At 45.7% G+C, this 21882-nt stretch carries 19 protein-coding genes; 15 read left to right on the top strand and 4 right to left on the bottom strand.

What is annotated here, in order from left to right; genetic code table 11:
* Window positions 1-19: 19 nt before the first annotated feature.
* Together P2W76_RS06360 and P2W76_RS06355 are read right to left on the bottom strand one after the other, a co-directional pair.
* Entirely contained in the window at window positions 20-502 is a 483-nt protein-coding gene (locus tag P2W76_RS06360; RefSeq protein WP_276346784.1) for an NADH-quinone oxidoreductase subunit B, read from the bottom strand.
* Window positions 499-1089, bottom strand: a complete 591-nt coding sequence (locus tag P2W76_RS06355; protein ID WP_276346783.1) for an NADH-quinone oxidoreductase subunit A — start codon at window positions 1087-1089, stop codon at window positions 499-501. The genes P2W76_RS06360 and P2W76_RS06355 overlap by 4 nt, the downstream gene beginning before the upstream one ends.
* Window positions 1090-1385: 296 nt before the next feature.
* Between P2W76_RS06355 and P2W76_RS06350 the strand changes: the two genes are divergently transcribed.
* The 3 genes from P2W76_RS06350 (at window position 1386) to P2W76_RS06340 (ending at window position 5456) form a co-directional block, all read left to right on the top strand.
* A complete protein-coding gene (locus P2W76_RS06350; RefSeq protein WP_276346781.1) occupies window positions 1386-3644 on the top strand; it encodes a Tex family protein in 2259 nt (752 codons plus the stop codon).
* A 185-nt stretch (window positions 3645-3829) separates the two neighbouring features.
* On the top strand, window positions 3830-5035 hold the full coding sequence (locus tag P2W76_RS06345) for an NAD(P)/FAD-dependent oxidoreductase (protein WP_276346779.1): 1206 nt from the start codon (window positions 3830-3832) through the stop codon (window positions 5033-5035).
* Window positions 5036-5057: 22 nt separating this feature from the next.
* Window positions 5058-5456 (top strand): META domain-containing protein, encoded by a 399-nt coding sequence (locus P2W76_RS06340; RefSeq protein ID WP_276346776.1) that lies wholly within the window; start codon window positions 5058-5060, stop codon window positions 5454-5456.
* A 90-nt stretch (window positions 5457-5546) separates the two neighbouring features.
* On the opposite strand, the gene P2W76_RS06335 is transcribed toward P2W76_RS06340, so the two are convergent.
* A complete protein-coding gene (locus P2W76_RS06335) occupies window positions 5547-8783 on the bottom strand; it encodes an amidohydrolase family protein (RefSeq protein ID WP_276346774.1) in 3237 nt (1078 codons plus the stop codon).
* A gap of 295 nt (window positions 8784-9078) precedes the next feature.
* Between P2W76_RS06335 and P2W76_RS06330 the strand changes: the two genes are divergently transcribed.
* From P2W76_RS06330 to P2W76_RS06275, 12 genes are all read left to right on the top strand, one after another.
* Window positions 9079-10974 (top strand): ATP-dependent DNA helicase RecQ, encoded by a 1896-nt coding sequence (locus tag P2W76_RS06330; RefSeq protein WP_276346773.1) that lies wholly within the window; start codon window positions 9079-9081, stop codon window positions 10972-10974.
* A gap of 384 nt (window positions 10975-11358) precedes the next feature.
* Complete coding sequence (locus tag P2W76_RS06325) at window positions 11359-12078, top strand: head GIN domain-containing protein (protein WP_276346771.1); 720 nt, start codon at window positions 11359-11361, stop codon at window positions 12076-12078.
* A 94-nt stretch (window positions 12079-12172) separates the two neighbouring features.
* Window positions 12173-13477 (top strand): MFS transporter, encoded by a 1305-nt coding sequence (locus P2W76_RS06320; protein WP_276346768.1) that lies wholly within the window; start codon window positions 12173-12175, stop codon window positions 13475-13477.
* Window positions 13478-13574: 97 nt separating this feature from the next.
* Window positions 13575-14303: a (Fe-S)-binding protein gene (locus P2W76_RS06315; protein ID WP_276346766.1), complete on the top strand. Its 729-nt coding sequence runs from the start codon at window positions 13575-13577 to the stop codon at window positions 14301-14303.
* A gap of 221 nt (window positions 14304-14524) precedes the next feature.
* Window positions 14525-16450, top strand: coding sequence for a threonine--tRNA ligase (gene thrS, locus P2W76_RS06310; RefSeq protein WP_276346763.1), 1926 nt, complete (start codon window positions 14525-14527; stop codon window positions 16448-16450).
* 12 nt (window positions 16451-16462) lie between these two features.
* Window positions 16463-17035, top strand: coding sequence for a translation initiation factor IF-3 (infC, locus tag P2W76_RS06305; RefSeq protein ID WP_276346760.1), 573 nt, complete (start codon window positions 16463-16465; stop codon window positions 17033-17035).
* A gap of 34 nt (window positions 17036-17069) precedes the next feature.
* Window positions 17070-17270: a 50S ribosomal protein L35 gene (gene rpmI, locus P2W76_RS06300; RefSeq protein ID WP_276346758.1), complete on the top strand. Its 201-nt coding sequence runs from the start codon at window positions 17070-17072 to the stop codon at window positions 17268-17270.
* Between the two features lie 76 nt (window positions 17271-17346).
* On the top strand, window positions 17347-17691 hold the full coding sequence (gene rplT / locus P2W76_RS06295) for a 50S ribosomal protein L20 (RefSeq protein ID WP_276346756.1): 345 nt from the start codon (window positions 17347-17349) through the stop codon (window positions 17689-17691).
* A 218-nt stretch (window positions 17692-17909) separates the two neighbouring features.
* On the top strand, window positions 17910-18560 hold the full coding sequence (locus tag P2W76_RS06290; RefSeq protein WP_276346754.1) for a DUF6266 family protein: 651 nt from the start codon (window positions 17910-17912) through the stop codon (window positions 18558-18560).
* A 127-nt stretch (window positions 18561-18687) separates the two neighbouring features.
* Window positions 18688-18930, top strand: a complete 243-nt coding sequence (locus P2W76_RS06285) for a DUF6364 family protein (protein WP_276346752.1) — start codon at window positions 18688-18690, stop codon at window positions 18928-18930.
* Window positions 18920-19333 carry a PIN domain-containing protein gene (locus P2W76_RS06280; RefSeq protein ID WP_276346749.1) on the top strand — a complete coding sequence of 138 codons (414 nt, stop codon included), beginning with the start codon at window positions 18920-18922 and terminating at the stop codon, window positions 19331-19333. Before P2W76_RS06285 ends, P2W76_RS06280 begins: the two co-directional genes overlap by 11 nt.
* A gap of 2 nt (window positions 19334-19335) precedes the next feature.
* On the top strand, window positions 19336-20253 hold the full coding sequence (locus P2W76_RS06275) for a DUF72 domain-containing protein (RefSeq protein WP_276346747.1): 918 nt from the start codon (window positions 19336-19338) through the stop codon (window positions 20251-20253).
* 416 nt (window positions 20254-20669) lie between these two features.
* Here the strand turns inward: P2W76_RS06275 and sucC are convergent, their stop codons facing one another.
* The gene (gene sucC, locus P2W76_RS06270; RefSeq protein WP_276346745.1) at window positions 20670-21866 is read right to left on the bottom strand and encodes an ADP-forming succinate--CoA ligase subunit beta; all 1197 of its coding nucleotides are present in this window, start codon (window positions 21864-21866) and stop codon (window positions 20670-20672) included.
* Window positions 21867-21882: the final 16 nt, after the last annotated feature.

The following is a 21882-nucleotide window of genomic DNA, read 5'->3' as shown; positions in this document are numbered from 1 at the left end:
TGTTCTCAAAATAATAGAGCTAGCTGTTCATCAGGCTTTCTTTCTCTATTTTCTTCTGTAACTCAAGGATTCCGCCTATCAGGGATTCAGGTCGGGGCGGACACCCCTGAACATAAATATCTACCGGGATTATCCTGTCTACACCTTTTACTACGTGATAACCATGCTGCCAATAAGGCCCACCGCAGTTTGAACACGATCCCATGGAGATAACATACTTTGGTTCCGGCATTTGCTCATAAAGTCTTTTTATCCGTTCAGCCATTTTAAAGGTTACCGTTCCCGCGATGATGATTACATCCGACTGACGCGGTGAGGGCCTTGGGAATACACCAAACCGGTCAAGATCATAAGTGGACGCCATAGAGCCCATCATTTCAATTGCACAGCAGGCAATTCCAAAACTCATAGGCCACAAAGATGACAGGCGTGCCCAGTTGAGCAGGTCGTCCATCTTGGTAACCACAATACCGCCGCTCTCACTTTTTTGCTCTATGCTCACAATGATGGTTTTTTAAATTGAGGCCTGAGGGAAGGCTTTGGTGCTGGAGTTGAGTTCCCGCTTGCCGATGGTTCGGCAATGGTATCACCGACCGCAGTCAAGTCCCTGACAAGATATTTTTCTTCGTTTATTTTTGCGTAGGCCGATAAAGGTATAGTCCCGCGACGCTCAGGAAGCGTGTTTTCTGGTTTGATCCAGCTTAGGTCTCCTTTCTTCCAGACATACATTAATCCAATTAAAAGAACGCCGATAAATATGAACATCTCAGAGAGACTCAGCCATCCCCAACGGCTGTCGGCCGCCAGGAGGCTTTCCTGACCAAAGACAGTTGCCCATGGAAAAATAAACACCATCTCGACATCAAACAACAAGAAAATTAGTGCTACAACATAAAAACGGGAGTTAAATTGGATCCAGGAGCTTCCGGTTGGTTCTTCACCGCACTCGTATGAGCTGAGTTTTATAGGGTTCGGTCTTTTAACCGCTACTAACCAACCCATGAAGAAGGTGAAAAGCACGAATAAAATGCCCATCACCAGGTAAATAAATACCTTGCCGAATTCCGTAAGCTGCGATGGTTCAATCATTGCATCAAAAATAGCAATTATTGGCTAACATGCGGAGGGTTATTAGTAATCAGTGAACTGGAGTAATCAGTGATCAGTAGACGGAGTAATCAGTAATCAGTAACAGGGTAACCAGTAATCGGTGTGTACGGATGTTCGGTATTACTGATTACTGATTACCGATTACCAATCACCGATCACCGATTACCAATTCCCGATCACCGTTCACAGATCACTAAATACTATCCTCGTGTGGATAAGCTTTTTTTGAATTTAAAACTCTTAACTGCAAATTCGCATCGCAATTATCCCAGGGTATGAATCAAAACAACTATAAAAAGATAGCGTCAGAGCTATCAGTTCAGGAGAAACAGGTAGAAGTAACAGTTAGACTACTTGAAGAAGGCGGCACAATCCCATTTATTTCACGATACAGAAAAGAACTGACGGGTAGCCTTGATGAGGTTCAGGTGGCTGCTATCCGCGACAGGTTTCAGCAATTGACCGACCTGGATAAGCGCCGCGAAGCCATTTTGAAATCTATGACGGAGCTGAATGTCCTTACTCCGGATCTGGAACAGCAAATAAACACGGCAGAAACTATGCTCGCGCTGGAAGATATTTACCTGCCGTACAAACCCAAGCGTAAAACAAGGGCTTCTGTGGCACGTGAGCGAGGCTTGCTGGCACTGGCCGACAAAATATTCGAGCAAGTGAATATTGATATAGAACTGGAAGCTGCCAAATATATCGATGAGGAAAAGGGGGTAGGTACAGCGGCCGATGCTCTTGCGGGCGCCAGGGATATCCTCGCAGAGCATATGGCCGAGAATGCTGACCTGAGAGCAAAAATGCGTGACCTTTTTCTTAACCAGGGCGTGTTCCATTCTAAACTGATCAAAGGCAAAGAAGATGCCGGTCAGAAGTATAAAGATTATTTCGACTGGTCTGAACCGGTTAAATCGGCGCCGTCGCATAGGGTACTGGCCCTGCGACGAGGGGAAAAGGAGATCATCCTCACGCTCGATATAGAAGTTTCAGAAGACGCCGCTATTTCTATACTGGAAGATATGTTTATTAAAGGGAAAAATCCATCTTCGTCTCAAGTAGCCCTCGCTGCAGCTGATGCTTTCAAGCGCCTGATAAAACCATCCATGGAAACGGAGGTAAGATTGCTCACAAAGAAAAATGCTGACACAGAGGCAATCCGGGTTTTTGCTGATAATGCAAGACAGCTTCTGCTGGCAGCCCCGGCCGGTCAGAAAAGGATAATGGCTATTGATCCCGGCTTCCGTACCGGCTGTAAACTCGTATGTCTTGATGAGCAGGGAAAGCTGTTGGAAAACACCAATATCTATCCGCATAACGGAAATGAAAGCTCAAAGGAAGCGGCAAAGACCGTAAAATACCTCGCAGAGAAATATAAGATCGAAGCTATTGCAATTGGAAATGGTACTGCTGGTCGTGAGACAGAGGCATTTGTACGCGCCATTGGTTTGCACGATACGATAATCGTTATGGTTAATGAAAGCGGCGCGTCAATATATTCCGCTTCCGAAGTTGCGAGGGAAGAGTTTCCCGATAAGGATATCACGGTTCGTGGTGCAGTATCGATAGGTCGGAGGCTTATGGATCCCCTGGCAGAACTCGTGAAGATCGATCCCAAGTCGATTGGCGTAGGTCAATACCAGCACGATGTTGATCAAACACACCTTCAGACCTCTTTGGATGATACGGTCATCAGCTGCGTGAATTCGATCGGTGTGGAATTAAATACGGCTTCCAAACAGATCCTGTCGTATGTTTCAGGTTTAGGTCCCCAACTGGCTCAGAATATTGTAGAGTATAGAAATAAGAACGGGGCATTTAAGAGAAGGTCTGAACTGAAGCAGGTTCCCCGGCTTGGAGAGAAAGCCTTTGAGCAGGCAGCAGGCTTTTTGCGGATCCGCAACTCTGAACATCCCCTGGATGGCAGCGCAGTACATCCTGAAAGATATTCGCTTGTAGAAAAGATGGCCAGCGACCTGGGCTGCGGCCTGGACGACCTGATGAAACAAGATCAGCTTCGTAAGCAGATCAGCCTTCAGAACTATGTAAGTGAAACGGTCGGCTTACCAACTCTTAATGATATATTGAACGAGCTCGCTAAACCGGGGCTTGATCCGCGCGAGAAATTTGAAACATTCAGTTTCTCCGAGGGGGTAAATGCTATCACCGACCTCCATGTAGGGATGACCCTTCCGGGGATTATCACCAATATCACTGCTTTCGGCGCTTTTGTTGACATCGGTGTTCATCAGGACGGGCTTGTTCATGTAAGCCAGCTGTCAAATCGTTTTGTTAAAGATCCCAATGAAGTGGTAAAGGTAAGCCAGAAGGTACAGGTAAAGGTGACTGAGATCGACGTAGCTCGTAAACGCATTGCCTTAACTATGAAAACTGACGAAGCTGGCCCCGTTAAGCCTAAACAAAAAAAACCTGAAAAAATGGAAAAGCGGCCGATCCAAAAGCTCAGGGAAGAACCGGAAACAGATATTGCTATTAAACTTGCAGCGTTGAAGAGTAAGTTTTCGTGACAAGAGGAAGACGCGCTCGCGTATTTTAACACAGAGGTCGCAGAGTACAGCGCAAAGGGCGCAAAGTCGCGAACGAATTCTTTGCGTCTTTTGCGAATACCTTTGCGCTCTTTGCGTTTAAAATATACACCAGACCTGTTTGGACATTACGGTTAAGGTCAGAATAAGGTACATAATATGGATTTATGAACAACAACCAGGACTTCGATGCGATAATAATAGGCGGCGGCGCCTGTGGTTTGATGTGTGCTGTTCAGGCCGGCTTCCTGGGAAAGAAGGTTCTTATCATTGAAAAGAACGAAAAAGTGGGTGCTAAGATCCTGATCTCCGGAGGGGGTAGGTGCAATTATGCCAATCTCTACGCCACTGACGCAAATTTTATCTCCGGAAACCCGCATTTCTGCAAATCGGCATTTTCACAATTCTCGGTGGAAGATACAGTCAGCTTCTTTGAAACTTATGGAATTATCGGAGAAGAGAAAACCCTGGGACAGCTTTTCCCCGAGAGTAATAATGCGAAAGATATAGTCAGGATATTTGAAGACCTATGCCGGGAGATGGGGCAGGAGATAATTTGCGGAGCCGAGGTTAAGTATGTTGCAAAAGACGACAATGGAACTTTCTCGGTCTCCTATAAACAAGATCTGAAAACAAAGACTGCGGTATCAGCTAAGGTAGTGATCACCACCGGAGGGCTTCCTATACCAAAAATGGGCGCTACCGATTTCGGGCTGAAAGTGGCCCGGCAATTTGGGTTAAATATCATTCAGACCGCGCCGGCTTTGGTGCCGCTGACCATAACTGGCAAGGATGCCGAATGGTACACGAGGCTTTCCGGGAACTCGATTTATTGCCGTGTGTCAAATCACAGGATCAGTTTTGAGGAAAATATACTATTTACTCATTGGGGGCTCAGCGGACCAGCCATCCTCCAGATCTCGTCGTATTGGCGACCCGGAGAGCATATCCGGATCGATCTTTTGCCTGACAGTAATATTAATGATCTCGTCCAGGCGGCAAGGCAGACGAATGGCCGGAAGACCTTCCTCAGTCTGCTATCCGAGACATTTACCCGGAAGTTTGCAGATGCCCTGGCTAAATTTCTTCCTGTGGAAAAGAACCTGGCCTCTCTTACAAAAGAGGATATTGCCGCAGCAGAAAAGCTGATCCACTTTTTTGATGTAAAGCCTGCCGGTGATAAGGGTTACGACAGGGCCGAGGTGATGAGGGGAGGAGTAGATACAGCAGAATTATCATCCAGGACATTGGAGGCCAAAAAAGTCCCGGGTTTGTACTTTGGCGGAGAATGCGTCGATGTAACCGGCTGGCTCGGAGGCTATAACTTTCAATGGGCCTGGTCGAGCGGTTATATTATGGCGCAACATTTGTAGTAAGTAAACTAAACCCAACATTATGAAAATATGTTTACTCTCTTTATTCGTATTGCTGGCATCCTGTACGGCTATGCATCCCAAATCCGACGATCCAAAATTGGGGGAATCTGACTGGAAGCTTACATCTATTCTCAAAAGGCCGGTGAATTATGGCGACCGGGCTTTTCTGAAGTTCGATGAAAAGGAAAATAAAGTAAGTGGTAAAGCAGCCTGCAATTCCTTCTTTGCTGAATATGAAATGATCGGTCAGAAAATAACTTTTACACGCGTTGGATCAACCAAAATGTATTGCGAAGGTATTATGGACGACGAGAACCGCATCATCAGCGAACTTCAGAAAGTCACCAGGTACGAGGTTAAGGCTAACGCACTTTATTTATACGCGGGGGATACGTTGGCCCTGACGTATAAAAGATAGGATTTCGATCCTGACGAAGGTCAGGATCTCCCAATTACCCAGCAAATTTGTCATCCGATAGCTATCGGATCCAGCGAAAGCTGGAAACCCCTAATCACATTCCACGTGGGTAAACGTATGCGTTTCTACATCTCCTTGCGGAATGCTGAAGCTTTCCGCCCGGCTCATTTTCCACCAAAACAGTCCGCGTGGCTTTTCACGGCTGATAGTCTCATTCATGGTCGCTGCATCATATACCCTTCCGTTAATCATCACGTTCCTGATCTTTTCAGTATTCCGGATATCCTCCAGGGGATTCGCGTCGAGAATAATCAGATCAGCTAGTTTTCCTGTCTCAAGCGAGCCTATTTCCTTTGCCATGCCCAGATGTTCTGCGCCGTTAAGAGTTGCGCTTCGTATCGCCTGCAACGGGCTCATTCCCCCTTGGGCAAACATCCAGAGTTCCCAATGTGCTCCGAGCCCCTGTATCTGCCCATGGGCCCCAAGATTAACTTTTGTACCACCGTCTGACAGCTGTTTGGCGACGCGGGAAACATCAATATGTCCGTAATCAGCGAACTCAGATATGGTCCTTCTTCTTGATCGCGGGTCAATAATGCTCCTTGGAGTAAAGTTCAGCAAGCGCTCATTCTCCCAAACGTTTGTGCGTTCGTACCAGAAGTTTTCTCCTGACTGCGACCCGTAGCTAACGATAAGCGTAGGAGTATACGAAGTGTTGCTCTTATTCCAGAAGGTCTTCACATCCTTGTAAACGGGTGCCTGCGGTATGTTATGCTCTATGCTGGTATGGCCGTCGGCTACCTGTGTCATATTATGAAAGAACGTAGAACCTCCCTCGGGAACAACCAGCATCTGAAGCTCGCGGGCAGCCTGGATGATCTGCTGTCTCTGATCACGCCGTGGTTGGTTATACGACTTAACTGAAAAGGCTCCGACTGCCTTCATGCGCCGTAATGCCGACCTGGCATCATCAAGGCTATTTATAACTGTTTTAAAATCTCCGTCAGCGCCATAGAGTATAGTGCCTGTGGAATAGACACGCGGGCCGACCATCGTCCCGGCTTTCAGCATTTCTGCCTGGCTAAAAACCATTTCTGTATTTGCAGAAGGATCATGCGATGTAGTCACGCCATAAGCAAGATTGGCATAGTAGCTCCAGTCCTGCTGTGGCGAGACGCCATCTCCGCTCGCGCGCAAATGGCTATGAACATCTACAATGCCGGGCATGATGGTCTTCCCGGCTGCGTTGATGACCTTCGCGTCGTCGGGCACATTTACATTCCTGCCGATTGCGGCTATCTTGTTGCCATCAACTACGATCGTTCCGTTTTCGATCACCTCATCACCCTTCATGGTAATGATACGCGCCCCGGTGATCGCAATTTTACCCTCGGGAAGGTCCGATCTAAGCTTCAGGCCGATGTCTGTTCCCGCGGTATCCGCTTTGCTTTTATCGGCGCTGTTATCTAAAAATGCAAATGAACTTTTAATGGTTTTTGAATAATACTTTGGGCCTAATGTCCAGTTGAGTTTTTGAGAGTCCTTGCTCCAATGTATGTATATACCGGCGTCCCGGGTGATTTTTGTTACCGGGATAGCTTTATTTCCTGATGAAAGGTCCAATGCGGCACCCGTATGCGCCAGCGGTGTAATATAGACATTGAAAAGCTCTGAAAAGGCTATCCACTTGCCATCAGGACTTGGCGAGAAGATATTCGCATACTGAGACGTGAAATGCGTGCGGGCCGTCCCGCCGTTCAGGTCGACACTTTTTAAGGCTTTCTTGCCGGCTTCAGTGCTTTGGAACCAGATCCTTGTATCATCTGAATTGAATGACGGGCGAATGCCGTTGTTAAGAACCAGCTTCGGCTGACCACCAATGGCGGGCATGATATACATGCCAGGATTTTTCCCAAAGGCATATCCCAGAACATCATTACCAACCCCTTTGCGGAAAACGATCTGGTCTCCACGGTTGGAGTATTTTGGTCCGTAATAATAACCCTTTTCCGTAGTGAGCTTAATCACCTCCTGCGTTTGCAGGTCTTTCCTGTAGATTGCACCCCGCTGCTCGTCAGTCCAGCCTACGTAGAGAAGGTATTTGCCATCCGGACTAAATTCAGGTTCATACTCAAAATCGGTTCCTGTGCTTATACGGGTCGGGTTTCCGTCAGGCAATACCTTGGTATAGATATAACCTGCCGCATTGAAGGCTACCATTTTACCATCAGGAGACGTGGTAAGCTGCCGGATCATTTTGACATCAAATTCTTCCCTGAACACCTTCTGGTCAAAGTGCAGGGCCTCGGTAATAGATTGTGTCACGTTTACTTCGAACGGAATGTCGGAGACATACTCAGTCAGCACCTCGAGATTTTTGATCTTTCCCTGAGCATAAAAAATGATGTTTTTGCTGTCCGGCGTCCACGCGAAATTAGGGTAAAGTCCGAATATGGCCCATGCCTCCTGCTGGTCACGTGTAAGGTCTTCATATACAGGCCATTCTTCACCTGTTTCGAGATCCTGGAGGTACATCACAGATTTTAATCGCACACGTTTTACGAATGCAAGAAGCTTGCCGTCGGGTGATATCTGTGGTCTTACAGCGCCACCGTTACCGCCGGCTACTGTTTGAAGCTCCCCGGTCGCCCTGTTTAACCTCCTTATATTATAGATCTCACCATTAGGATCCTTATTGTACTGGAACTGCGGCCCGGGACTAACGTCCTCCGAGAAGTAAACATATTTCCCGTCAGGGGAAACCTCAGGCTCGCCTGCGTCCTGCTGGTCGTTTTTTCGTTTGGTGAGCTGAACCCCTTCACCGCCGCCTGCTATATGATACATCCACATCTCGCCAGCTCCAAGTGAACGGCTGCTGGTAAAATGTTTCCTGGCAATCAGATATTGATTGTCTGGCGTCCATACGGCATTATTGAGCAGTCTGAATGTTTCCTTTGTGATCGCGCGCTTTCCGGAGCCATCAGAGTTCATCACCCAGATGTTATCGCCACCGTCTTTATCGCTGGTATATGAAATGAACTTGCCATCAGGACTGAACCGCGGTTGTACCTCTGAGGCTAGTCCCCCGGCTAAAAGAGTCGCTTTTCCGCCGGCAAGAGGCATTTTATAGATATCGCCCAATATGTCAAAAACTATTTCACCCCCATCAGGACTAACATCGAGGTTCATCCAGGTGCCTTCATTGGTCTGAAAAGAGAACGACTTCGTAGGGCCTGATGGCTTTTCAATATTCCATTTCGGGGCCTGCTGAGCATATAATGATTGAGATATGATGAGGCCTAAGACGATAAATAAATAGTTTTTCATGTATTTCTTCAATTGGGCCGCAATTTAGCAATTATTCACTATAGAACGTCCTGCTGCGTACCAGCTGTATCTTAAACGCAAAGTACACGCAAAGGACACATAGTTTTTGGTAACAAATACGGCGTTAAATATCGTAAAGATAAAATCAGACTGATGCTTTGCGTCCTTTGCCCGTCCGAACGGTGTTCAGCCGGGCGGGCGGAAACCTCTGCGACCTTTGCGTAAAAAAGCCTGATATAATGAAGGCCGAAAATAACAACCCCGTGCCATTCAATTTTTGTAACTTTATATCTTCATGACAATACACCAAATCCTGCATAAATACTGGGGTTTTTCAAAATTCCGCCCTCTGCAGGAAGAGATCATCCAGTCTGTTATTAATGGCCGCGATACCCTGGCGCTTATGCCTACAGGGGGGGGGAAGTCGGCCTGTTTTCAGGTTCCAGCCCTGCTGAAACCAGGTATATGTATCGTGGTATCTCCGCTCATAGCCCTGATGAAAGACCAGGTCGAAAATCTGAAGAGCAAAGGTATTAACGCCATAGCCATTATCTCAGGAATGGGGAAGCGGGAAGTGGATATAGCGCTCGATAACTGTATCTACGGCGACATCAAATTTCTTTATCTCTCGCCCGAAAGATTGCTTTCAGATCTTGTAAGGGAACGGATCAGACACATGAACGTAAACCTTATCGCTATAGATGAGGCGCATTGTATCTCGCAATGGGGTTATGATTTCCGACCGCCGTATTTACATATTTCTGAATTGCGTGCACTGCATCCCCGGGTCCCGGTACTTGCTTTGACTGCCACGGCTACCGAAGACGTGGCGACGGATATTCAGCAGAAACTAAAATTCACGAACGGGAATGTTTTCAAAAAATCATTCGAGCGAAAGAACCTGGCCTACCTGGTGTATAATGAGGAAAACAAGCTGCGTAAGCTTTTCTCTATCGCAAAAAATGTAAAAGGCAGCGGTATCGTATATGTTAGAAACCGCCGTGAAACGCAGGAGATATCGCGACTGCTCAACCTGGAGGGTATCCCTGCAGAGTTTTATCATGCAGGCTTAGACAGTGCTGCCCGCAGCAAAAAGCAGCTTTCGTGGAAAAGCTCGGAAACCAGGGTCATGGTAGCTACAAATGCCTTCGGGATGGGGATAGATAAGGGCGATGTCCGCTTTGTGGTGCACCTCGACCTTCCCGAGAGCCTGGAAGCCTACTACCAGGAAGCCGGCCGGGCCGGAAGGGACGAGAAGAAAGCTTATACCGTGCTGCTGTATACTACATCAGATAAGAGCAGGCTGCTTAAGAAACTCGAACAAAGCTATCCTACGGTTAAAGAGATCAAGCAGGTTTACCATTACCTGGGAAACTATTTTCAGCTGGCTTATGGCGCAGGTGAAGGCCTGACGCTTGAAATTGATGTGGCAGATTTCTGCAATCGTTTTAAACTTGATGCCATCAAAACGCTTAATGCGTTTAAGTTTCTGGAGCACGACGAATATATCGCTTTGAGCGAAACTATTTTTCTTCCTTCCCGTGTTCAGATCCTCATGCAGCAAAAGGAACTTTACTCATTCCAGGTCGAGCAGCCCGCATACGACCCTTTTATCAAAATACTATTACGTTCGTATGGCGGCATTTTCGACCAGTTCGTGGCTGTCAAGGAAAACGACCTGGCTAAAAGACTCGGCACAAACAGACAGGAAATTTCGCAGACCCTGATGAAACTTCAGGCGATGGAGATACTGACCTATATCCCCCAGACGGATAAGCCTCATATTACCTTCCTTAAACAAAGACTGGATGATCAGCACCTGCAGATCGATGCCCGTTATTTAACCGAACGTCATCAAATCAACAAGCATCAGGTAGAATCAGTGATCGCCTATGCCGAAACTAAAAAATGCCGGAGCCAGCAGCTGCTGGCTTATTTTAATGAAATTCACGCAGCCGAATGCGGGTCATGCGACATGTGTATTGAAAATAAGCGGCGTCTAAAAAAGGAATCAGTCAATGATGATATTACAAAGGAGATCCTCGACCTGTTAAGCTCCGGCTCGCTTGGTCTGGATAGTCTGGTCACATCCATCAAATCGGGAACTGATAAGGAAAAGCTCCATATCATCCGCATACTTCTCGATGCCGGCACTATTAAAGCGAACGGGGAGTATTATTATGTTTCTTAGACGCCGAGGGGCACTTGTGGACAAGGCTCTTCCCCGACTTGATCGGGGATCTCCTCCCTGACGCGGCGGAGCCCGCGTCCACTGGACATTTGAATGTACCGGAATCTAAGCCTCCGGTGTAGCTGTAATAACTGCAGCTTTTGCGCGACCTTAATCTCCCGGTCAACACAGCGGCTGTGGCCGCGTGCCATTGACGAGATCCCCGATCAAGTCGGGGAAGAATTCCAATCAGTAAGCGGCGCGGCTCTTCCTTGTGATAGCAAGTAATGCCGGGGAAGAACCCGGCTTTCCAAAAAACCATCGTCGCCGATGATCACATTTCTTCCCTTTTTCCTATATTGTGTAACCGGTTCTAAAAAAATGCGTCTAACAAAAAAACACCACATGAACAACACTGCTAAACTTATCGCCGTTATACTTTCGACCGGCGCATTATTCGCGTCCTGCAACAATATCAATTGTATAAGTGGTTCAGGCAACCAGGTTTCCACGACCAGAAATGTAGACCCCTTTACCCGGGTCGAAACCAGCGGATCCATTAAGGTTGTTCTGAAACAAGGCGGCAGTTCCGAGGTGCGCATCATTGCCGATGATAATATCCAGAAAGAGATTGAGACCTTCGTTCGGAGAGGCCGGTTAGTCATTGACCTGGACGGTAACTTTTGCGATGCCGGGCCGATAACCGTTTATGTGACCTCCGGTGAATACGAGGGTATTGACGCTTCCGGAGCTGTTGAAATATTAGGAGACGGTAAATTGAATGTAAAGGATTTCGATATTGACCTCAGCGGTTCGAGTAAGGTTGACCTTGACCTTAATGCAGCAAATGTTTCTACTTCCTCAAGCGGCGCCTCTGAAATATTCTTAAGAGGCCAGGCAGGTTCCCACGAGTTAGACCTGAGCGGATCGAGCTCTTTAGATGCGTTCGACTTCGTGGTGGGCAAGTACCGCATAGAGAGTTCAGGAGCCAGTCAGTCGCGTATAAACGTACTGAACGAGCTACAAATCAGCTCCAGCGGTTCCAGCGATGTGGAGTACAGGGGTAATCCTTCTACTATCAAGAACAGCGAATCAGGTGCATCCAGCCTAACAAAAGTAAACTGATCGGGCCAGCTTTACGTACATCTGCTCAGACCTCCGACCTCGGTTTCTAATTCCCCGGTATTTATTATCTTCACTGCGCGATTATATCTGCCGGATGAAAAACGATAAAACTACCATCAGGGCCTGGGCCATGTTCGACTGGGCCAATTCAGCCTATAACCTTGTTATTACCTCTACAATTTTTCCCGCATATTATACCATTATCACTACGACAGCCGAGAGGGGCGATCAGGTATCATTCTTCGGGTGGACATTTACAAATACTGCTCTATCAAATTATGCGCTTTGCGCGGCTTATCTGATCATGGCCCTGATGCTGCCGGTGTTGTCATCTTCAGCGGATTTCAGGGGCAATAAGAAAGTTTTCTTAAAATTCTTTACCTATTTAGGCGGTATTGCATGCGCGGGGTTATTTTTTTTCAAGCTCGAAACGCTCGAATTAGGTATTATCTGTTTTGCCCTCGCCGCCATGGGATATATTGGCGGAGTGATGTTTAACAACTCATATCTGCCCGAGATTGCCAGCGAGGATCAGCAGGACAGGGTCAGTGCCAAGGGCTTCGCCTATGGCTACGTAGGCAGCGTTTTACTGCAGATCGTCTGCTTCGTGTTCGTCCTTAAGCCTGAACTGTTCGGTATCACCGACGGTTCTTTTCCCGCCAGGTTATCCTTTCTGCTGGTGGGTATCTGGTGGATAGTGTTCGCACAGATCCCTTTCCGGAAATTACCCAGGGGAAGTGCTAATCATGCCAGGATCGAAAAAAGCAAGGTGAACAACGGCTTTGAAGAACTGCTCAAGGTGTGGAGGCAACTCAAGTCGATTACCCGGCTCAAACGCTTCCTTTTTGCCTTCTTTTTTTATTCCATGGGAGTACAGACAATCATGCTCGTAGCTGCCGGATTCGGTGAAAAGATCCTCAGGCTGGGTACTTCCAAACTGATCGCAATTATCCTCGTGATCCAGATAGTAGCCATTCTTGGCGCGCTGGTGATGTCTTATTTCGCTAAAAAGATTGGAAACATCAAAGTGATCATGTTCGTATTGTCGATCTGGATAGGGGTATGCGTTGCTGCCTACTTTGTTCAGAATGAGTTCCAGTTTTATATTATCGCAGCCGTTGTAGGTCTGGTAATGGGCGGAATCCAGTCGATCTCACGTTCAACCTATTCTAAATTCCTGCCGGCAAATACACCAGACACAGCATCCTTCTTTAGTTTTTATGACGTCACGGAAAAGATAGCCATCGTAATCGGCTTGTTTAGCTTTGCTTATATTGAAGAGTTTACAGGTAATATGCGTAATTCGGCTATCAGCCTTGCCGGTTTTTTTATCGTTGGTTTGCTCGTCCTGCTTTCTCTTTTGCTTTTAAAAGAAGAAAAATCAGTCTCCCATAACTGACACCTAGATTTTTTTTCGGAATTTAGCACCCGATACCTGATACCTGATACCTGATACCTGATACCTGATACCTGACACCTGATACCTCATACCTCATATGACTGTCGAACTATTTATTCCATGCTTCATCGATCAGCTTTACCCTCAAACAGCATTTAATACGGCAAAGATCCTCGAGAAGGCTGGGTGTTCAGTTGTTTATAACCCGGAACAGACCTGCTGCGGACAACCCGCATTCAATGCCGGATACTGGGAGGAAGCCAAGACAGTTGGGAGTAAATTCCTTAATGATTTTTCCGAAACCAACTATATTATTTCACCGTCTGCTTCCTGCACCGGCATGGTGAAAAATTATTATAATGATCTGTTTACCAACACAATAGTTCATAACAAGTGTAGGAATATACAAGGTAATATCCATGAGCTTTCAGACTTCCTGATAAACGTGATCAATAAGGATTACTTTGGTGCTGAGTTAGAAGGCAGGGCTGTTTACCACGATTCATGTGCGGGTCTCAGGGAATGTAATATCAAGGCAGAGCCCCGGCAATTACTGGCGAAGGTACACGGCCTCGACCTGGTAGAGATGAAGGATACCGATGTCTGCTGCGGATTCGGAGGAACCTTTGCCGTGAAGTTTGAAGGTATTTCAAGTGCGATGGCCCAGCAGAAGGTTAACAATGCTCTCGAAATGGAAGCCGACTATATAATCTCAACAGACGCCTCGTGCCTGATCAATCTGCAGGCCTATATAGACCAAAATAACATCCCGATCAAAACCATGCACCTGGCAGATGTTCTGGCGCATGGATGGGGGAATGTCTAGAAGTTATACGTGGTACGTTTTACGTTATACGTTGCAGAGCGTTTAGAAAAACGTATAGCGTATCACGTAAAACCTACAACACATCCCCCGGCGTTTAGAAAAAAACGTACAACGTATAACGTATAACGTATAACTAATTCTTACTTTTGCTCCCGAATTGAAGATCACTTAGTATGTGATCACTTGGTTTCATTTTATATAACGTTTAAATCATTTTGTATATGATCAAGATCACCCTCCCTGACGGATCCGTCAGGGAATACCAGCAGGGCGTAACAGCCCACGAGATAGCCCTTTCAATTTCTGAAGGCTTAGCCAGAAATGTATTAGCAGCACAGGTTAACGGACAGGTTTGGGATTCTTCACGACCTATTGAAGCTGATTCTGAAGTTAAGCTACTGACCTGGAACGACCTGGAAGGCAAGAATACCTTCTGGCATTCATCGGCTCACTTAATGGCAGAAGCCCTTGAGGCACTGTATCCGGGAACCAAATTTGGCATAGGCCCCGCAATCGAGACCGGCTTCTATTATGATGTTGATTTCGGCGACCGGGAATTCTCTTCGGATGATTTTAAACAGATCGAGGATAAGATCATGGAACTGGCCCGGAGCAAAGCTGAATTTTCAAGAAAAGCCGTTTCCAAGGATGATGCTGTAAAATATTTTACCGAAAAAGATGATGAGTATAAGCTGGACCTGATCAAAGACCTGGCCGATGGCTCCATAACCTTCTATACCCAGGGCAATTTTACCGACCTTTGTCGCGGCCCGCATATTCCCAATACCGGATTTATTAAGGCTGTAAAGCTGATGAATGTGGCCGGAGCCTACTGGAGAGGCGATGAAACCCGTAAACAGCTTACAAGGATCTATGGAGTAACTTTTCCTAAGCAAAGCGAGCTGGCCGATTATCTCCACATGATCGAGGAGGCTAAAAAACGCGACCACCGCAAGCTTGGTAAGGAACTTGAGCTTTTTACATTTTCCGATAAAGTAGGGATGGGCCTTCCGTTATGGCTGCCGAAGGGAACTGCTTTACGCGAGAAACTTGTCAATTTCCTGCAGCGGGCACAGGTTAAATCAGGCTACGAGCAGGTAATTACACCGCATATCGGGCACAAGAACCTTTATATTACTTCCGGGCATTACGAGAAATACGGCGCAGACTCGTTTCAGCCTATAAAAACCCCGCAGGACGGGGAGGAGTTCTTCTTGAAGCCAATGAATTGTCCGCACCACTGCGAGATCTATAAAACCAAGCCACGGTCGTACAGGGACCTGCCGGTGCGATACGCTGAATTCGGAACGGTTTACCGGTATGAGCAGAGCGGAGAGCTTCATGGTTTAACCCGTGTTCGTGGTTTTACCCAGGATGATGCGCATTTATTCTGCCGCCCGGATCAGGTTAAAGAAGAGTTTAAGAAAGTTATAGACCTGGTGCTCTATGTATTCAGGGCGCTTGGATTCGACGATTATACAGCCCAGATCTCCCTGCGGGACCCGGCAAACAAAGCGAAATACATTGGTACGGATGAGAACTGGCAGCTTGCCGAATCATCGATTATCGAGGCAGCCGAAGAAAAGGGCTTAAAGACTGTTGTCGAACTTGGCGAAGCCGCTTTTTACGGTCCGAAGCTCGATTTTATGGTAAAGGATGCACTCGGAAGAAAGTGGCAGTTAGGTACTATTCAGGTAGATTATAACCTGCCCGAGCGTTTTGAGCTCGAGTACACTGGCAGTGACAACCAGAAACACCGCCCGGTAATGATACACCGCGCACCATTTGGCTCATTAGAACGCTTTGTTGCCGTTTTAATAGAGCACTGTGCAGGGCAGTTCCCATTATGGCTTGCACCAGAGCAATTTATAGTTTTGCCGATCTCCGAAAAATATGAGGATTATGCAAAAAAAGTTTTAGAATCGCTTAATAATTCCGATATTCGCGGCTTGATTGACTTCAGGGATGAGAAGATTGGACGCAAGATCAGAGATGCAGAAGTGAAGAAAATCCCGTACATGCTCATCATTGGTGAGAAGGAAATGAATGATGGCCTGATTTCTGTTAGGAAACATGGACATGGAGATGCAGGTAGCATGACATTGGAAGAGTTTAGTAATCAATTAGTTAAAGAAATAACAATTTAAGTAAAAATAAATTTGGCATTAGGAAGACCAGGATTCAATAGAGGACCACGCCCTCCATTTAAAAAGAAGGAAGCGGAACATAAGATCAATGATCTGATCCGTGCACCGGAAGTACGATTAACCGGCGATAACGTGGTTCAGGGTATTTATCCGTTCAGAGAAGCTTTAGCAATGGCTGTCGAACAAGAGTTAGATCTTGTCGAAATTTCCCCGAATGCAGTTCCGCCTGTATGTAAGATTGTTGATTACAACAAGTTTATATACGAGCAGAAGAAGAAAATGAAGGAGATTAAGTCCAACGCTAAACAAACGGTGATTAAAGAGATCCGTTTCGGGCCTAATACCAATGAACATGATTTTCAGTTCAAGCTTAAACACGCGATAGGTTTCCTTGAAGGCGGTGAAAAAGTTAGGGCTTATGTTCACTTTAAGGGCCGTGCAATCGTTTACAAGGAGCAGGGCGAGATCCTCTTACTGAAATTTGCCCAGGCATTGGAAGATGTGGGTAAAGTGGAGCAATTACCGAAGCTGGAAGGAAAGCGGATGTTTTTAACCGTTGCCCCGAAGCATGCCGGTAAGAAGTAGTTTGAATAATTGACAAATAAATATAAATAGAGTTATGCCAAAAATGAAGACGTGTTCCAGTGCAAAAAAGCGCTTCAAGCTTACTGGAACAGGTAAAATCAAAAGAAAGAACGCTTTCAAAAGCCACATCTTAACCAAGATGAGCAACAAACGCAAGCGTGCTTTAGGTCAGAGCAGTTTAGTATCTGACGCAGATATGGGCAACGTAAAACGTATGCTTACTATCGGCAAATAAGTAACAAATTAATTTAACCAGGTATCAGGTCTAAAGTTTCCGCAGAGGGACACCGCTTACCAAAAAACAAAACAACATGCCACGTTCGGTTAACGCAGTAGCGTCGAGAAGAAGAAGAAAAAAGGTCCTTGACCTAGCCAAAGGCTATTGGGGATCAAGAAGCAAGGTTTTTACCGTTGCTAAGAACACAGTCGAAAAAGGTTTGCAATATGCTTACCGCGACCGTAAAACCAAGAAAAGAGAATTCAGAGCTTTATGGATCCAGCGTATCAACGCAGGTGCACGTCAGCACGGATTATCATATTCAGTATTAATGGGTAAATTAGCTGCAAAAGGAAATGGCCTTAACCGTAAGGTTTTAGCTGACCTTGCTATGAATCACCCGGAAGCTTTCAAAGCTGTGGTTGATACTGTAAAATAGATTTTTTATTAGTGTAATTGAAGAGAAGGGAGCCCATGGCTCCTTTTTTTGTTGATTAATTCGTTGGATTAAAGCCGGATAAAACTCGGATAAAAGCCGGATGAAAGCCGGATCATAACCGCATATTATCTGACTTTTATCCCTCTTTTAAACGTTTTTTATTTGCTTTTACTATGGCTTTTCTATAACTTGTTTATAGACATCAATTATCCTAATTTATGGGAAGACTAGTTAATGGCCTTAATGGCCCATTTACAGGAAAAGCGGGGTCTGTTATCGGCTCATCCCGTAATGGTATACCTTATATTAAGGGACCTTATAAAAGCCGTACAAAAAACATCAGTGAAAAAGAAGAGTTAAGCAGGCGTAAGTTTGCTGACGCACAAGCCTGGCTTAAGCCCACGGTTGCATTTGTACGCATCGGATTTAAGGGTTATAGCGTGAAATCTGAAGGATTCATCGCTGCCAAGTCATACCTGATGAAAAATGCACTCACGGTTGAAGATGGTGAGATCGTTATTGATCCCGCGCTTGTAAAGCTTAGCCATGGCAATTTACCTATGTCACCGGATGCTTCATTCCGGCTAACAGCACCAGATAAATTGACCATTACCTGGAACCCTGAAACTCCGGTGAACGGTGATGACAAGGATCAGATAATGATACTTGCCTATAATTGTAAAGACTACAAGCTGAAACCGGGGGACGTGTCGATCCTTATTACCGGTCAGTTTAGGGGAGCGGGAGAAGATATATTATCAATTGATGTTCAAAAGCCTGGAACTGTACTTCACATATACATCGCATTTGTTGCTGCAGACAGAAGCAGGCAATCGGACAGCTTGTATTTGGGAGAGCTTACAATTTAATTGCCGTTAAATAAGTCATTCCATCGAGATTCTTTTTAAAGGAACCTGTAAGGGTTCCTTTTCTTATTTTGGAAACAATTCATTTATTATCATGCGTATAAAAATTTATTATGCGTATATTTGGTATATGAAAGCCAAACTGAATATTACTATAGACCAGGATATTTTAGATCAGATGAAACAGTACGCATTGCATCAAAAGACGAGCATTTCTGAGATAGTCGAGAGTTATTTCCGGCTTATCACAGCACCGAAGCGAAAGGAAAGTTTTGTAGAAATGATTGATAGACTTCCGAAACTCGATATTGATCTCAATCTTGATCTTAAAGAAGAATATTATAGGGCAAAAGGGAAAAAGTATGGCCTCTAAAATTTTTCTGGATGCGAATGTCATCCTGGAATATTTTCTTAAACGGGAAAAGCAGAATGAGAGCAGAGCGATCTTCCTGCAGATTCAGGAAGGGCTCGTTAGGGGGTTTACCACCTCTTCGGTCGTTCAGGCCTGCGGTTATTTTCTGATAAAATCTGTAGGGAAAGAAACTACCCGGGAAATACTGCTTAATATGCTCCGTTACATTACAATAATTGACTGTGGTCACGAAACGGTAGTATTGGCCTTGAATTCGATTATATCTGATCCTGAAGATGCAATTCAATATCATTCTGCACTCGTAAATAATATTGAATTTTATATTACTTTCGATGAAGATCTGATTAAATACTCGGCATCACATTTGCCAATAATGACTCCCGATAAATTTTTAAATAGTTAATTATGGACTTCGGCAAATTACCTGATAACGAATTCCCCCTGGTTGATTTTACTTTACCAGCTGATGCAACGATAACCCAACAGGTTCTCAAAGATGCAAAAAAGCCCCTTAAGCCAGAGTTGTATGTGGGCTGCGCCAAGTGGGGCAGGAAGGAGTGGGTAGGAATGATCTATCCGCCGAAAACCAAAGAAGCTAATTTCCTGGCCGAGTATGTAAAGCACTTCAATAGCATTGAGCTTAATGCCGTATTCTACAATATGCCAAAAAAGGAGCAGGTAAACGGCTGGCGTGAGAAGGCAGAAGCATCCCGGAATGATTTTAAGTTTTTTCCGAAATTCACTCAAAGCATCAGTCATATGAAACGGCTGAAGGGCGCTGAGGAGGTTACTTCCCAGTATTTAGAGAGCATTTCTGAATTTGGCGATACCCTTGGCCCGGCATTCCTGCAGCTGAGTGATAACTTCGGGCCTAAGAATTTTGATATACTCAAAGAATACCTTGAGCACCTGCCTAAAGATTACGATGTGTTTGTCGAGGTAAGGCATAAAGACTGGTATGCTGATCCTGTAGCCAGGAAGGACCTTTTCGAAATGATGCGTGATCTTAAGAAAGGTTCGATCATTACTGACGCAAGCGGCAGGAGGGATTGTGTGCATATGGAATTAACGATTCCGGATGCGTTTATACGTTTCGTTGGTAACGGACTGCATCCCACAGATTTTAGCCGCATAGATGAATGGGTTGAACGTCTGGGTGAATGGTCAGATCAGGGTTTGAATAAGATCTACTTCTTTCTGCACCAGCATGATGAAAAGGATACGCCTATATTGGCGGATTATACGATCAACAAGCTTAATGAAAGGCTTGGTACAGATTTAAAGCGTCCGGGCCTGATAAAGCAACCTGAAGGATTGTTTTAACCGTCAGCGGGGGGTGTGACCTTGCCAGGCTAACGTGTACCCATATCTATATTTTTAATTCAATGCATGACCCGGAACGGGTCAAATGTTTATAGACATCTTTCTGGCTCGCAACCCGGACCCTGAAGGTGGTCGCATGTGTCGTTTTGTTACATGCGACCACCTTCGGGGTCGACAAACTTATTATGAACGCTTCGCTATAAACATTTGACCCCGTCCGAACGGTGTTCATCCGAGCGGACATCTTCGGGGTCAGCACGGCGCCTGACCATAAAGAGATAAATTTTATGGGTACACCAGGGGAGCGGGAAATGTACCCACCGAAACTTCTCACTTCATTTTAGTAAACAAAAAACGCCGCTGGCTTATACCGGCGGCGTTCTATTTCCTATTTCCTATTTTCTATTCTCTATTTCCTATTCCTCCTCAAGCACCTTCGTCACCAGCGCCGCAGCTTCCTTCAGCAAAATAGCTGAGTAAACCTTCAGTCCTGATTCATCGATAAGCTTCTTAGCTTCGACAGCATTAGTTCCCTGTAGACGAACAATAATAGGCACCGGTATGTTTCCGATCTCATTATAAGCGTCAATAACCCCCTGGGCAACGCGGTCGCAGCGAACGATACCACCGAAGATATTGATCAGGATCGCTTTAACGTTTGGATCAGAAAGGATGATATTAAATCCGGCTTTAACAGTCTCGGCATTTGCAGTTCCGCCAACGTCAAGGAAGTTAGCCGGCTCACCGCCTGCAAGCTTGATGATATCCATGGTTGCCATGGCCAGGCCTGCACCGTTCACCATACAGCCTACGTTACCGTCAAGCTTTACATAGTTGAGGTTAGATTTGCTGGCTTCAACTTCTGTAGGATCTTCCTCACTGGTATCGCGCATAGCTTCGTAATCCTTGTGACGGAACAATGCATTGTCGTCTAAATTAACTTTAGCATCTACAGCAAGTATCTTATTGTCTGAAGTTTTCAGGACAGGATTGATCTCAAACATAGAAGAGTCGGTTGAATCATATGCTTTATATAAAGCGGTGATGAACTTGGTCATGTCCTTAAAGGCATCGCCGCTAAGGCCCAGGTTGAAGGCTATCTTACGCGCCTGGAAGCCCTGAAGACCAACTTTAGGATCAACTTCTTCTTTGAAAATAAGGTGCGGCGTATGCTCTGCCACCTCTTCGATATCCATACCGCCTTCGGTAGAATACATCACTATATTCCGGCCTTTAGCGCGGTCGAGCAATACGCTTATATAGAATTCTTTTGTTTCACTTTCACCAGGGTAGTAAACATCCTGTGCGATCAATACTTTGCTGACAAGCTTGCCCTCAGGACCTGTTTGCGGGGTGATTAATTGCATACCGATGATCTGGCCGGACTTTTCTTTTACCTCGTCGAGATTTTTAGCAAGCTTAACGCCACCGCCTTTACCGCGGCCGCCTGCATGGATCTGTGCTTTAACAACAACCCAGTCTGAATTGTATTCTGTTTTCAGCTTCTTAGCTGCCTCAACAGCTTCTTCAGCAGTTGAAGCGACAATGCCTTCCTGAACTCTGACACCGAAGCTTTTTAATATTGCTTTACCCTGATATTCGTGAATGTTCATTTACTTATTATTTGGA

This window comes from Daejeonella sp. JGW-45 (assembly GCF_029360805.1).
In the GTDB taxonomy this organism is placed as follows: Bacteria; Bacteroidota; Bacteroidia; order Sphingobacteriales; family Sphingobacteriaceae; genus Daejeonella.
Note: the sequence above shows the minus strand (reverse complement) of the source record. Positions and strands in the feature narration are given on the sequence as shown.